Source organism: Iodobacter ciconiae (assembly GCF_003952345.1).
In the GTDB taxonomy this organism is placed as follows: Bacteria; Pseudomonadota; Gammaproteobacteria; order Burkholderiales; family Chitinibacteraceae; genus Iodobacter; species Iodobacter ciconiae.
Genome location: NZ_CP034433.1, coordinates 3689628 through 3703010 on the forward strand (window position 1 = coordinate 3689628; position 13383 = coordinate 3703010).

Below are 13383 nucleotides of genomic sequence, written 5' to 3' on the forward strand. Positions count from 1 at the left end.
TGATTTATAGATGTAAGATTATTGACAGCTTGTAATTGATTTTTAAAGCTCACCCAATAGCCAGGAGCTGGTAAAGGCAAAGTATTCGCGCAGCCAGGCGTTGTAGCGTATCGCAAGTGGTGTAGGTGCTGAGGCGTAATCTACAATCGGAAAGCCTTGTTTTCTGGCAATTTTTGATGCGCGTAAAGTATGAAAATCGTTGGTAATAATCAGTACCGGCTCTGTTGCTTTGGTTTTTAGCAGACGATGGCTAAATAGCAGGTTTTCTTCTGTGCTGGTGCTTTGGTCTTCCTGCAATATGCGCTGCGGAGCAACGCCGTGGGCTAGTAAATAGCGCTGCATCGCATTGGCTTCACTGATTTCCTCACTAAAGCCCTGCCCCCCCGAAACCACAAGTTGCGCCTTAGGATATTGAGCGGCATAAATGAGCGCAGTATCAAGGCGGGCACGCAGCATGGGGCTGGGCTGTGTGCCATCTAGGCCTGAGCCGAGCACAATCAGAGTAGAGGGCTGGTGCCGAATGCGGTCAGGTACGGTAAGTTTGTAGAAAAAAGCCAGCAAAGATATCAGCCAGAAGGCCGAAAAGAGTTTAAACCAGGGCCATAAGCGTTGCCGGTAGCTTTGGGCCGCCAGCCAGCGCTGCCAACTGGCATATTTTAAGCTGAAACTTAATAGGCCCAGGCCCAAGATGGCTGGGAAAATAGTGCCTACATTGAATTTGCCGGTACTAAAAAGCACCAGCGCATCAATTAACAGGATGCTGCCGATGAATGCCTGTAAACGTGCTAAGTATTTATTTTGCATTTAGGGGAGGCTCAAACGGTATGGGTAGCGTTTTTGCAAGGGATGGTCTTTGCAATTTTGGGACGCAAAAAAAGGTTAATATCGCGTTGTATATGCGAGGCAAGGCTGGTTGTTGTAGATCCAGGTGAATAGTATGAAGGCATAAACGGCTTACCCGGTAGGCATAAAAAAACGTCTGAGCTCACATACTGTTGTATGTAAGCGCCAGACGCTTATAGATAGGCTGATGCTGGTGCAGGGAAGGGGGCCGCTATTTCTACAAAAAATAACAGATCCCTGCGTGGTGATCAGTTAGGCCGCTAAGCGTGCAGCTACTACATCCCAGTCAACCAGTTTCCAGAAGCCTGTCAGGTAGTTAGGACGGCTGTTGCGGTAGTCGATGTAGTAAGCATGTTCCCAAACGTCACAGGTTAGCAGTGCTGTGTCAGCCGTTGTCAGTGGAGTTGCCGCCGCTGAAGTATTTACAATATCGAGCGAGCCATCTGCTTTTTTAACCAGCCAGGTCCAGCCAGAGCCAAAGTTACCGGCGGCAGAAGCATTGAAAGCGTCCTGAAACTTGGCAAATGAGCCCCACTTAGCATCAATGGCAGCAGCCAGAGCGCCAGCAGGAGCACGATCGGCGGCCTCTGCATTTGGTTTAAAGCCCAGCCAGAAGAAAGTATGGTTCCAAACTTGCGCCGCATTATTGAACAGGCCGCCAGCAGGTGCTTTTTTAACGATGTCTTCAAGTGACAATGATTCGTTATCAGTGCCCTTGATTAGATTATTCAGATTGGTAATGTAAGTTTGGTGATGCTTGCCATAGTGGTACGACAGCGTTTCAGCTGACATAAATGGAGCAAGTGCATCTTGTGCGTAAGGCAATTGAGGTAGCTTGTGTTCCATTGTGATCTCCGATGGGGTATGTTTTTAGGCGTAAAACAGCTTGAGTAAATGTTGGGACTTAGCGATCTTATTTCAAGCGTTCGACTGAGTGAGTGTCGGTATTTTGCCAGCTTTTCGCTAAATTAAGTCGTTAATCTGTGCCAAATGATCATTAAGCCACTTATGCTTACGCTATGGTTGCAGTAACAGGGCAAAGGCGTTGTGCCAGGTGGTAAAAACACTCGGTTTTGGGGCAAGCAGCTGGCTGTGGTATCTTTCGCCGTCTGCAAAAGTTGTCGGTAAGACCGGCTTCGGGAATTTAAAAATGACTATTCTTGCACTTATTATTGCACTGGCTCTGGAGCAGTTCCGGCCTTTATCTAATCGTAATCTGTTTACGCTGGCTTTTGTACGCCTTGCCAACCAGCTGGAACGTGGTTTGAACGCAGGTGAGCTTCGTAATGGTATGGGGGCCTGGTTGTTGCTGGTGTTGCCCCTGCTGATTGTATCACTCGTCATTTACATGTTGCTTTGCCGTGTAAATGTGGGGTTTGCCCTGCTTTGGGATGTCGCCATCCTCTATTTGACGATGGGTTTTCGCCAGTTCAGCCATGCTTTTTCAGGGATTTCTAAAGCTTTGCAGGCTGACGATCTGGAAACCGCCCGTGTTTTGCTTGCAGATTGGAGCGGGCAGCATACTTCCGAAATGAGTGCGGATGAGGTCTCCAGAATGGCTATCGAGCAGGGCCTTGCGGATTCTTATCGTTATGTATTTGGTACATTATTCTGGTTTGTGGTGCTGGCCTGGTTTGCCGGCCCGGCCGGGGCGCTGCTTTATCGTTCAGCCAGTTTACTTGCGCAAAAGTGGGGGCGCAGCTCGGGCTCGTTTGGCCGCTTCTCGGTACTGGCGCTGGAAGTGCTTGATTATCTGCCGGTGCGTCTGACCGCAGCCAGTTTTGCAATTATGGGCAATTTTGAAGATGCCGTTTATTGCTGGCGCACGCAGGCTCAAAGCTGGTCGGATTATATTGATGGCATTTTGTTATCGAGTGGTGCTGGTGCAATTGGTGTGCGCCTGGGTGACACGCTGCATCAGGATCACACCGTGAAATTTCGCCCTGAACTCGGGGTAGGCGAGGCTGCTACACCAGACTATCTGGCAAGTGCTGTGGGCCTGATCTGGCGCACGGCTATTTTGTGGATTGCACTGGTCTTACTATTTAGCCTTGGTTCATGGTTGGGAAGCGTTTAAATCGTTGAGCAGTCTTCTGTTTTCGAAACATGATCATCTCCGGTAAAACGATGCGAATATGACGGGCTGATGCGCTAAGTTGCTTCGGTAGCCTGTTTCTAGCCATATTTTGAGCTCATTTAAAAGCGGGCATTTGCCCACTCTCTGAGGAATTTGTCAGTGCCTAGTATCAGAATCGATCAAACCGACCTTCGCGTGAACAATATCTTTTGTGTTGCCCGCAATTATGTTGCCCATGCTGCAGAAATGGGGGCCAGCATTGGCAGCGAGCCGGTGGTATTTATTAAGCCCAATTCTGCTGTGCTGCAATCTGGCCAGGCATTGCAGCTACCCGAATGGTCTGAAGATGTGCATCATGAAGCTGAACTCGTCGTAGCGATTGGTCGTGGAGGTAAAAATATCCGCAGGGAAAACGCACTGGAACATGTTGCAGCTTATGCGCTGGGGCTGGATTTAACCGCCCGCGATATACAGGCAGAAGCCAAGAAAAAAGGTATGCCGTGGACTTTGGCCAAAGGCTTTGACGGTGCTGCGGTGCTGACGCAGTTTGTGCCTGCCAGCGTGATTAGCAATCCGTTTGAATTAGAGTTCACCTTAGAAATCAATGGCAAAAGCAAGCAGCATGCTGATACGCGGTTAATGGCCTTTGATGTGGCTACCCTGATTTCGTGGATTTCCAGCCGGTTTACGCTGCAGGCTGGAGATTTAATTTATACCGGCACGCCAGAAGGGGTCGGGCAGCTTCATTCGGGTGATCAGCTAAGGCTGACGCTGGGCGATCTAATCGAAGAGAAGTTTGTCGTGGCTTGAGGGGGGGCTTTGAAAACAATGTATGCGGCGTGCAAAAGTCCTTTTTACACGCCGCTTTCAATTTAAACCGCAGGCAGGCTGGATAAATCCCAGCGGGGTTGTACGGCATAGCTGCCTGCCGGTGTGGCAAATTTCAAGCGCTGTGCACCTGCAAAGGCAATCATCGCGCCATTGTCGGTGCATAGCTCCAGTGGCGGGTAAAAGACTTCAAAGCGGCGTTTTTTGGCTGCAGCATCAAGCCCTGCACGCAGCTGCTTATTTGCACCCACGCCGCCGGCAATCACCAGGCGGTTCATTCCAGTTTGCTTCAGTGCTGCCAGGCATTTTTTACTGAGCACTTCTACCACTGCCTCTTGAAATGCGGCGCAAATATCGGCTTGTGTTTGCACGTCAAGCTCGTCCTGTTTGCTTACCAATTGCAGTACGGCTGTTTTTAGGCCGCTAAAGCTAAAGTCCAGGTTGCTAGAATGCAACATCGGGCGGGGCAAGTTAAAACGTTTGGCGTCACCCAGCTCGGCCAATTTAGAGAGTGCCGGGCCTCCGGGATAACCCAAGCCTAATAATTTGGCGGATTTATCAAATGCTTCGCCCGCTGCATCATCCACTGTTTCGCCCAGAATTTCGTACTGGCCAATGCCGCGCACGGCCATTAGCTGCGTGTGTCCGCCGGAAACCAGCAGAGCAATAAAGGGAAACTGCGGGGCGGGGTCTGCCAGTAGCGGAGAAAGCAAATGCCCTTCCAGGTGGTGTATGGCAACTACTGGCTTGCCCAGAGAAAATGCGAGAGCATTGGCAACAGAAGCGCCTACCAGTAGCGCACCGGCAAGCCCGGGGCCTGCGGTGTAGGCCACTGCATCAATATCTGCCAGTGTTTTGCCTGATTCTGCCAAACAGGCTGAAGTAAGAGGGAGCGCGCGGCGAATGTGATCACGCGAAGCGAGCTCGGGCACAACTCCGCCATATTCGGTATGCATGGCGATTTGCGAGTGGATTTGATGCGCAAGCAAGCCCGCTTCGGTGTCGTATAGCGCAATACCGGTTTCGTCACAAGAAGATTCAATGCCTAATACCAGCATGCCGATACTCTATAAAAAAGGAAGGTAATGCGCTATATTAGCGGGCTGTTGCAGATCTATAAAGCACTGTTAGTCGATTGGGCTTTGACAGGTGACAATAGTTTATGGATAATGCTACGCCTTGATTGATGTAAACGATTCGGTCTTTCAGATCATCGTAAAACAGGATTGCTCGATGCCTAACGTACGCGTAAAAGAAAATGAACCGTTTGAAGTTGCGATGCGTCGCTTCAAGCGTGCTGTTGAAAAAACTGGCCTGCTGACAGACCTTCGCTCACGCGAATTCTACGAAAAGCCAACGGCTGAACGTAAACGCAAACAAGCTGCTGCTGTAAAGCGTCAGCACAAGCGTCTGCGTAGCCAAACACTGCCACCAAAACTTTACTAAGAGTTTTTGTAGCAGCGCATGCCGGAAGGTCGCCTAGAGCGGCCTTTTAGCATTTCTACTTAATTGGATTGCCGCAGGCTCCGGAAGAGTCGGGCAGGCTTTATGCTGGGCCTGACGTTGCATATAAACCTGCGTCGATCTGATTTAATCACAGGGAATGACCATGACTCTCAGACTGCAAATTCAGAACGACATGAAAACTGCAATGAAAGCGAAAGAGGCCGATCGCCTTGGTACGATTCGTCTTTTGCTGGCGGCGATTAAACAGCGTGAAGTAGATGAGCGAATTGAGCTGGATGATGCTGCGGTCACCGCCGTAATTGAAAAAATGCTTAAGCAGCGCAAAGATAGTATTCAGCAGTTTGAGGCAGCAAATCGCCAGGATTTAGCCGACAAAGAGAAACTGGAAGTCGTGGTGCTGGCCGCCTATATGCCGCAACAGTGCTCGCCGGAAGAGATTGCAGCAGCAGTTGCTGCCGCGATTGCCGCGCATGGCAAGACACCTGCAGCAATGGGTAAAATTATGGCCGATCTGAAGGCTGCTTTGTCTGGCCGGGCTGATATGAGCGAAGTATCCAAGCTGGTTAAAGCGGGGATGGCAGCTTAAGTTGTGTAAAGGCGGGTGAAACCCGCCACCCTGGAGCCGAGTCCATCTTATTAAGGCAAAAAACAGCACAAGATGGCAAAAATACCTGACGATTTTATTCAAGATCTCCTTAATCGCGTCGACATTGTCGACGTCGTTGAGCGCTATCTGCCGCTTAAAAAAGCGGGTCAGAATTACAGTGCCTGCTGCCCGTTTCATAAAGAAAAATCACCTTCATTTACGGTAAGCCAGACTAAGCAGTTTTATCACTGTTTTGGTTGTGGTGCACATGGTTCGGCGGTGGGTTTTGTGATGGAGCATCAGGGGATGAGTTTTCCTGATGCGGTACGGATGCTGGCTGAGTCAGTAGGTATGCAGGTGCCGGTGAGCGACGCGCCTATCAGTGAAAAAGCAAAAGCGGCACCGGGTATTTATGACGTGTTAAAAACCGCCATGAATTATTACCGTGCCCAGCTTAAAACGGCACCGGCCGCTATCGAATACCTGAAAAGCCGGGGTGTGGAGGGCAGAATTGCCGCACGCTTTGGTCTGGGTTTTGCGCCAAGCGCAGGGCAATCGCTGAAAACCGTATTTGCTGATTACGATAAAAACCCGGTGATTAAAGACGCTGGCCTGGTGGCTGAAGAAGAAAACACGCTCAGGCGCTATGACCGGTTTCGCTCACGGGTGTTATTCCCAATTTTAAATCAGCGCAGCCAGGTGATTGGTTTTGGCGGCCGGATTATGGGTAATGGTGCGCCTAAGTACTTGAATTCACCAGAAACGCCCGTATTTGAGAAAGGCAAAGAGCTGTATGGTCTGCCGCAAGCCAGAGCCGCGATTCGTGATCGTGGGCGTGTGCTGGTAGTGGAAGGTTATATGGATGTGGTGATGCTGAACCAGCATGGCGTGGAATACGCTGTTGCTTCTTTGGGAACAGCCTGCACGCCTGAGCACATCCGTAAATTATTGAAACTGGCTGATGAAGTTTATTTTTGCTTTGATGGCGATAAGGCTGGTAAAAAAGCCGCGTGGCGGGCTCTGGAAAATAGTTTAGAGCAGCTGGTTGATGGTAAAAAGTTAGCATTTCTGTTTTTGCCCGCCGAGCATGATCCTGATTCTTATGTGCAGGAGTTTGGTCAGGCACAGTTTGAAAATGCACTGTTGCAGGACTCTGTACCGCTTGCGCAATTTCTGCTGAAGGAGTTGTCAGCTCAGGTAGAGCTGGAAAGCGAAGAAGGCAGGGCAAAGCTGATTTCTCTGGCGGCTCCGATGCTGAATCTGGTCAGGGCACCAGCCTTTGGCATGATGATCAGAAAGCGTTTGGCAGAGCTGGCCCGTTTGGAAATGAGCGAATTAAGCACCGTTTTGGATGGCAGCCCTGTAAGATATGTGCCCGAATATGTGCCAAGTGAAAGCTATCAGGGTGAATCTGCCCCTGAGTCCTGGCAGGAAGGGCAGGGTTGGTCGGGTGACTGGCAGCAGCAAAATTCGCCCGGCACACAATATGCAAGGCAGAGTAATCGGTCTGCATGGAAGTCTAACTGGCAGCCCAAAAGTAAATGGAAGGGGCGCGCAGGTGAACGGATTCCCGTGCATATGATGCCAAGACCAGCACCTAGGGCGGCTCCGACCGGGCCGGTGCATAAATTAATTCAGCTGGTTTTGGCGCACCCGGATCTGGTACGCCGTAGCGAGCCGGTGTGGTTATCGTGGCCAGAGACCGAAGCGATGGGTCTGGCGCAGGAATTGCTTCAAAAGATTTGCAGCTATCCGGATTTATCCAGTTTGCAAATCGTTGAATCATGGCAGGGCATGCTTGACTACGATGTATTGCATCGTTTGCTCATTTCCGGCGGGGAGTATTTTGACAAGGCCTCTGAGGCCGAGTTGGATGAGCAACTGGCTGCCACGCTAAAAGCGGTGGAAGTCAGTGTGATTCGCCCTATGATGCAAGAGCGGTTTTATGCTCTGACCTATAAGCAAGCAAATGGTGGACTAACGGAGGCAGAAAAACTGGAGTTTGCAGCACTCGTATCTCGCCGGTAATGAATTAGCAACAAATTGTAGCGATTGCTGTCCAAGTAGCCTGTGTTTACAGTGTAAACGAGGACTAGGGTGACTTATCGTCACGGCAGTATCGGCATTGTTGGCTAATGATTGATGCGGTGGGTTTACTTATGCCGGAGAATTGTCACAGATTTGTGATATAATCTTCGGTTTTCCCGAACATACCTGAACTCGAGAGTCATGGCGGCAGATCAAGAAATCGACAACGACGACCAAGCGCGGACTGATTTCCGTGAGGTCAATCGGCCATCTGCTGAGCAGAAGGCCGACCCCGAACAACGTAAAGCGAAGTTTAAAACGCTGATCGTGCTCGGTAAGGAGCGCGGCTATCTAACCTACGCCGAGATCAACGACCACCTGCCAGATGACATGCTGGATGCCGAGCAAATCGAAGGCATCATCAGCATGATCAGCAATATGGGCATTCAGGTGTACGACGAAGCACCGGACGCAGAAGACCTGCTTATGTCCGATGCGGCGCCGTCCGTACCTGATGAAGACGCTGCTGAAGAAGCTGAAGCTGCTCTATCTTCCGTTGACGCAGAGTTTGGTCGTACTACCGATCCGGTGCGCATGTATATGCGTGAAATGGGGACGGTAGAGCTCTTAACCCGCGAAGGCGAAATTGAAATCGCCAAGCGGATTGAGGATGGTCTTAAGCACATGATCCAGGCGATCTCAGCCTGCCCGACTACCGTTGCCTATATTCTGGGCCTGGTAGAAAAAGGCTTGGCTGACGAGATTCGCATTGATGATGTGATTGATGGCTTTATCGACCCTAACGCAGACGAAAACACCCCACCGCCAATCGAAGTGATTGAAGCGGAAGCCGAGGATGCAGACGATGCGGTAGACGAGGAAGACGGCGAAGAAGATGACGGCAGTGCAGCCGCTAAAGCTAATCTTGAACTGTTAAAAGTTCAGGTGCGCGAGCATTTTGACATCGTGCGCGAGCACTTTGACAAAATGATCAAAGCGCTGGCTAAAGAAGGCGCACATGGCAAAAGTTATCTGGAACATCAGCAGGCCATTGCTGGCATTTTTCTGATTACCCGCTTCTCTGCCCGCCAGGTTGAATCGCTTTGCGATCAACTGCGTGGCATGGTGGATGAAATCCGCAGCTGCGAGCGTGAAATCATGGACATCTGTACTGTCCGGGTAAAAATGCCGCGCGATCACTTTATCAAAACCTTCCCTGGCCGTGAAACAGATACGGCGTGGGTAGTGGATGAGATCAACTACGGTCATAAGTATTCCGCCATTCTTGCGCGCTACCAGCACGCCATTATGGAAAAGCAACAAACTCTGGCTCAGTTGCAAGTTAACGCAATGATTCAGATTAAGGACCTCAAGGAAATCAACCGTCAGATGTCGACGGGTGAAGCCAAGGCCCGCCGCGCCAAGCGCGAAATGATTGAAGCTAACTTGCGTCTGGTTATTTCGATTGCTAAGAAATACACCAACCGTGGTTTGCAGTTCCTTGACCTGATTCAGGAAGGCAATATCGGCCTGATGAAAGCGGTAGATAAGTTTGAATATCGCCGTGGTTACAAGTTTTCGACTTACGCAACATGGTGGATTCGCCAGGCGATTACCCGTTCGATTGCCGATCAGGCCCGTACCATTCGTATTCCGGTACACATGATCGAAACAATCAACAAGATGAACCGTATTCAACGGCAAATCTTGCAGGAAACCGGTATTGAGCCGACTCCTGACGAGCTTGCAGATAAAATGGAAATGCCGGAAGACAAGATCCGCAAAATCCTTAAGATCGCAAAAGAGCCGATCTCGATGGAAACGCCGATCGGTGACGACGACGATTCCCATTTGGGTGATTTCATCGAAGACTCAAACAATCTGGCTCCTGCTGAAGCCGCTATCTACGCAGGCTTGCGTGAAGCGACCAAGGAAGTGCTGGATACCCTGACACCGCGTGAAGCCAAGGTGCTGCGTATGCGCTTTGGTATTGATATGAATACCGATCACACGCTGGAAGAAGTGGGTAAGCAGTTTGATGTTACGCGCGAGCGTATTCGTCAGATCGAAGCCAAGGCTTTACGTAAGCTTCGCCACCCGACTCGTTCAGAAAGACTGAAAAGTTTTGTTGAAAGTCAGGCCAGTGAAGGTTAATATAGCGCCTCTCATGGGCCTGTAGCTCAGTTGGTTAGAGCAGAGGACTCATAATCCTTTGGTCCTCGGTTCAAGTCCGAGCAGGCCCACCAATAAAATCAACGGCTTACGCGATCTATGCGTAGGCCGTTTGATTTTGTGGATCAGAAAAAGTACATTTTCAGTACAATCCGCAAGACTCAAATGGCTACCATTACGAAGACCCCCGCAGGGACCTGGAAAGCGATGATTCGCATGAAGGGTTGGCCGACAACTTCAAAAAATTTCCGCACTAAACGTGATGCTGAAGACTGGTCCAGAAGAACTGAAGATGAAATGGTTCGTGGCGTGTTTATTCAGCGCAGCGCATCCGAGCGCTTACTCTTTGAAAAAGCGCTGGATCGTTATCTGAAAGAAGTTACAACTACAAAAAAATTAACGACTCAAAGAGGAGAAGAAAGTAAGTCTCGCTCAGTGCGTGCTTATTTTGGCCAATATTCAATGGCTGCAATTAATAGTGAACTAGTTGCTAAATATCGCGATGAGCGTTTGTCTGCTGGACTATCAAATAATACGGTATGCCTTGAATTGGCATTGATTGGGCATCTGTTTACGGTTGCCATTCAAGAATGGGGTATGGGCTTTATCCATAACTCCGTGGCAAATATACGGAAGCCGAGCCCGGGTGAAGGTCGTAATCGAAGGCTTAATCAAGCTGAGCAAATTAAATTAATGGAAGAAGTCGATAAACATAGCAATCCAATGCTGGGGTGGATTGTGCGAATGGCTATTGAAACCGGAATGCGCTCTTCTGAAATTGCTAATTTGAAAATGAATCAGGTTGATATAAAGCGCCGTATTATTCGTTTAGTTGATACTAGAAATGATAGTGCAAGGACCGTTCCATGAAGTAAATTAGCAACCAATATATTAAATCTGGCAATTGAAAATCCAGCCCGCCCTGCCGCATGCCCTTTGATTTTTTTTGGTGAACTAGGTAGGGATGGATTGCGGCGTGCTTATTCCTTTACGAAAGTCTGGTCCGAAGTACGGGGTAAAGCGGGATTGCCTGATTTGCATTTTCACGATTTACGGCATGAAGCGGTCAGTCGGTTTGTTGAGGCTGGCTTGAGCGATCAAGAGGTCTCGGCAATTAGCAGGCACAAATCAATGCAAATGCTTAAGCGCTATACGCATTTACGTGCTGAAGATTTGGTGGCTAAATTGGATCTGATTGCTGGGGGTAAAGGGTGATTGGCTATACGCATCAACTTAAACCAACGTCATGTGTAGTAATGAAAGTTTGGCGAAAAAATGAAACGGCCTCCTATTGCTTGTTACGATAGAGCTTTTTTGAGGGGCTCACTCCTCTGGCTTAGGGGTTATATCGTCGAGATTACCCCTCGATATGGGGAAGTTGTATTGATCAAACGATTTAGCGTGGCAAGTAGACTCTGAACAACACTTCATTACTAAGAACATGCTGAACTCCAGGATTGATGCTGGATTTTAGCCCAAGTCTGTATATGGAATGTGTTATAGCTTGCTATTAGCACTTAAGGATAAGTTTTGATTACAAAAATGCAAAAAACAAAAACAGAATTAAATCCATTGCAACAACAGACGATCTTGGCTCAGCTTAATGAGATAGCTATAGCGCGTGGCGGGATTTGCTTAACAGAGCAATATAAAAACAGTAACACGATCATGGATTGGCAATGCGGGGAAGGGCATCAGTGGCGCGCGAAAGGCTTTGATATTAAAACGGGTGATTGGTGCCCCATTTGTTACAAAGCAGACCGAGCCATTGCCATGACCGCATTGGCTGCCAAGTATGGCGGCGAGTGCAAATCGAGCTATGTGGACGAAGCAACGTTTCTGACTTGGCGCTGTGCCGAGGGCCATTGCTGGAGCTCATTACCCCATATGGTGGAAAAAGGAGTGTGGTGTCAGCAGTGCGTATTGCAGAAAACGAGCAATAAAATTGAAGCCCTGCATCAGATAGCGCACAAGCTCGGTGAAGTTTGCTTATCGCATCGGTATGTTAATGATAGGACTCGACTATTGTGGCAATGCAAAAATGGCCACAGCAAAGCAGCCGTTTACGCCGCTGTGCTTGGTGGGCATGGTTGTAGGCAATGTGATATGCAGCACAAAAAAGATCGACTGTTTGCTAGTCTGGTGGATCTGGCTAGGGAGCTGGGCGGGGATTGCCTGTCTGAAACGTATGAAAACATGAAGGAAGATTTTCGTTGGCGCTGCGAGGAGGGGCATGAATGGGTGGCAACGGGTGCTTCAATCAAAAAGGGGCAGTGGTGCGCTTTATGCGCTGGCTATACCTTGATTGAGGTGGAAGGAGGTGAGCCTGTTTTAAGCTCTCTCACTACCAATAGGCGGCAGAAGTCGCTGCATAAGTTGCAAGCGACGGCGATAGAGCGTGGAGGTGCTTGCCTGAGCGCCGACTATGTAAATAGCCGTGCCCATCTTGTATGGCAATGTGCTAATGGGCATGAGTGGATGGCAAGTTCAACAAATATCTTAGCGGGGCGTTGGTGCCCGCATTGCCTTAGGACGAGCACAGTGGATGCACAGGCATTGGCTGTAGAACGAGGTGGAGAATGCTTGTCGACGTTTGTCGATCGTTTTACCCCTATGCATTGGCGCTGTGCCGAAGGGCATGAATGGAAAACGACCTATGGCGTGGTTGCACAGGGGGCTTGGTGTCCAGTGTGCGCTGTGACGCAAAAAATGCTGGGTATTAAGGTCATGCATGCTTTAGCTGCTAACAATGGCGGGAAGTGCTTATCAAAACGCTATACCAATAATTCAGTAAAGCTAAAATGGCAATGTAAAAAGGGGCATCGTTGGGAGGCTGCGCCTGTGCAGGTGCAAGTTGGGTTTTGGTGTGTAAAGTGTAAAAAAGTAGAAAGGAAAGCACAAGCCCTCAAGCGCTTAAAGGCGCTTGCCATCGCAAAAGGGGGGAAGTGCTTATCAACAAGCTATGTATCAAGCAAAGCCCCTATCCAATGGCGCTGTGCTGAGGGGCATCAGTGGACTTCTAATGCGATTGCGGTGAATAAACACTGGTGCCCAGTTTGCTCGGGATCTCGTCTAACGATAGACAGCGCCCATCTGCAGGCAGCAAACAAGGGGGGCAAGTGCCTGAGTACAGAATATATAGACTGCCACCACAAATTATCATGGCAGTGTGAATTTGGGCATACCTGGGATGCGTCGCTGACGAGGATTAAACATAGCAAGAGTTGGTGTCCAGAATGTTTGCTCATCTCCAGAATTAAATCACGCGCAGATTGGCGAAAAAAGAAGAAAAATGTGCGTGTCCCGCTATTTATTTAATCGGGTTGCTTGGTTGCTTTAGTCAATAGCGTGATGTGCTTATTCGCAATGCAAGCTTATGATA

The 13383-nt window shown here is 49.3% G+C and carries 10 protein-coding genes, 1 tRNA gene and 1 pseudogene; 9 read left to right on the plus strand and 3 right to left on the minus strand.

Annotated elements, in window-relative coordinates; genetic code table 11:
• Nucleotides 1-42 precede the first annotated feature (42 nt).
• On the minus strand, nt 43-804 hold the full coding sequence (locus tag EJO50_RS16235) for a YdcF family protein (protein WP_125975915.1): 762 nt from the start codon (nt 802-804) through the stop codon (nt 43-45).
• A gap of 291 nt (nt 805-1095) precedes the next feature.
• Nucleotides 1096-1689, minus strand: a complete 594-nt coding sequence (locus EJO50_RS16240; protein ID WP_125975917.1) for a superoxide dismutase — start codon at nt 1687-1689, stop codon at nt 1096-1098.
• A gap of 304 nt (nt 1690-1993) precedes the next feature.
• On the opposite strand from EJO50_RS16240, the gene EJO50_RS16245 reads away from it, so the two are divergent.
• Together EJO50_RS16245 and EJO50_RS16250 are read left to right on the plus strand one after the other, a co-directional pair.
• Complete coding sequence (locus tag EJO50_RS16245) at nt 1994-2920, plus strand: CobD/CbiB family protein (protein ID WP_125975919.1); 927 nt, start codon at nt 1994-1996, stop codon at nt 2918-2920.
• Nucleotides 2921-3079: 159 nt separating this feature from the next.
• Nucleotides 3080-3730 carry a fumarylacetoacetate hydrolase family protein gene (locus EJO50_RS16250; RefSeq protein ID WP_125975921.1) on the plus strand — a complete coding sequence of 217 codons (651 nt, stop codon included), beginning with the start codon at nt 3080-3082 and terminating at the stop codon, nt 3728-3730.
• Nucleotides 3731-3792: 62 nt separating this feature from the next.
• Here EJO50_RS16250 and tsaD read toward each other — a convergent pair whose 3' ends face one another.
• Entirely contained in the window at nt 3793-4806 is a 1014-nt protein-coding gene (tsaD, locus tag EJO50_RS16255) for a tRNA (adenosine(37)-N6)-threonylcarbamoyltransferase complex transferase subunit TsaD (protein ID WP_125975923.1), read from the minus strand.
• 175 nt (nt 4807-4981) lie between these two features.
• Between tsaD and rpsU the strand changes: the two genes are divergently transcribed.
• From rpsU to EJO50_RS16290, 7 genes and pseudogenes are all read left to right on the plus strand, one after another.
• Entirely contained in the window at nt 4982-5194 is a 213-nt protein-coding gene (gene rpsU, locus EJO50_RS16260) for a 30S ribosomal protein S21 (protein WP_046350429.1), read from the plus strand.
• Nucleotides 5195-5357: 163 nt separating this feature from the next.
• Complete coding sequence (locus EJO50_RS16265) at nt 5358-5801, plus strand: GatB/YqeY domain-containing protein (RefSeq protein ID WP_125975925.1); 444 nt, start codon at nt 5358-5360, stop codon at nt 5799-5801.
• Between the two features lie 72 nt (nt 5802-5873).
• The gene (dnaG, locus tag EJO50_RS16270; RefSeq protein WP_125975927.1) at nt 5874-7829 is read left to right on the plus strand and encodes a DNA primase; all 1956 of its coding nucleotides are present in this window, start codon (nt 5874-5876) and stop codon (nt 7827-7829) included.
• Nucleotides 7830-8030: 201 nt separating this feature from the next.
• A complete protein-coding gene (gene rpoD / locus EJO50_RS16275) occupies nt 8031-9983 on the plus strand; it encodes an RNA polymerase sigma factor RpoD (protein WP_099399841.1) in 1953 nt (650 codons plus the stop codon).
• Between the two features lie 15 nt (nt 9984-9998).
• Nucleotides 9999-10075 (plus strand) — tRNA-Ile (locus tag EJO50_RS16280).
• Between the two features lie 388 nt (nt 10076-10463).
• Nucleotides 10464-11216 (plus strand): annotated as a pseudogene (locus EJO50_RS17580) (site-specific integrase).
• 327 nt (nt 11217-11543) lie between these two features.
• On the plus strand, nt 11544-13319 hold the full coding sequence (locus EJO50_RS16290; RefSeq protein WP_164521541.1) for a hypothetical protein: 1776 nt from the start codon (nt 11544-11546) through the stop codon (nt 13317-13319).
• Nucleotides 13320-13383: the final 64 nt, after the last annotated feature.

Bases quoted from the DNA above. Each gene is read 5' to 3' on its own strand.
- EJO50_RS16290 (WP_164521541.1), top strand. From the start codon at position 11,544: ATGCAAAAAACAAAAACAGAATTAAATCCATTGCAACAACAGACGATC.
- tsaD (WP_125975923.1), bottom strand. From the start codon at position 4,806: ATGCTGGTATTAGGCATTGAATCTTCTTGTGACGAAACCGGTATTGCG.
- EJO50_RS16235 (WP_125975915.1), bottom strand. From the start codon at position 804: ATGCAAAATAAATACTTAGCACGTTTACAGGCATTCATCGGCAGCATC.
- rpoD (WP_099399841.1), top strand. From the start codon at position 8,031: ATGGCGGCAGATCAAGAAATCGACAACGACGACCAAGCGCGGACTGAT.
- EJO50_RS16240 (WP_125975917.1), bottom strand. From the start codon at position 1,689: ATGGAACACAAGCTACCTCAATTGCCTTACGCACAAGATGCACTTGCT.
- EJO50_RS16265 (WP_125975925.1), top strand. From the start codon at position 5,358: ATGACTCTCAGACTGCAAATTCAGAACGACATGAAAACTGCAATGAAA.
- rpsU (WP_046350429.1), top strand. From the start codon at position 4,982: ATGCCTAACGTACGCGTAAAAGAAAATGAACCGTTTGAAGTTGCGATG.
- dnaG (WP_125975927.1), top strand. From the start codon at position 5,874: ATGGCAAAAATACCTGACGATTTTATTCAAGATCTCCTTAATCGCGTC.
- EJO50_RS16245 (WP_125975919.1), top strand. From the start codon at position 1,994: ATGACTATTCTTGCACTTATTATTGCACTGGCTCTGGAGCAGTTCCGG.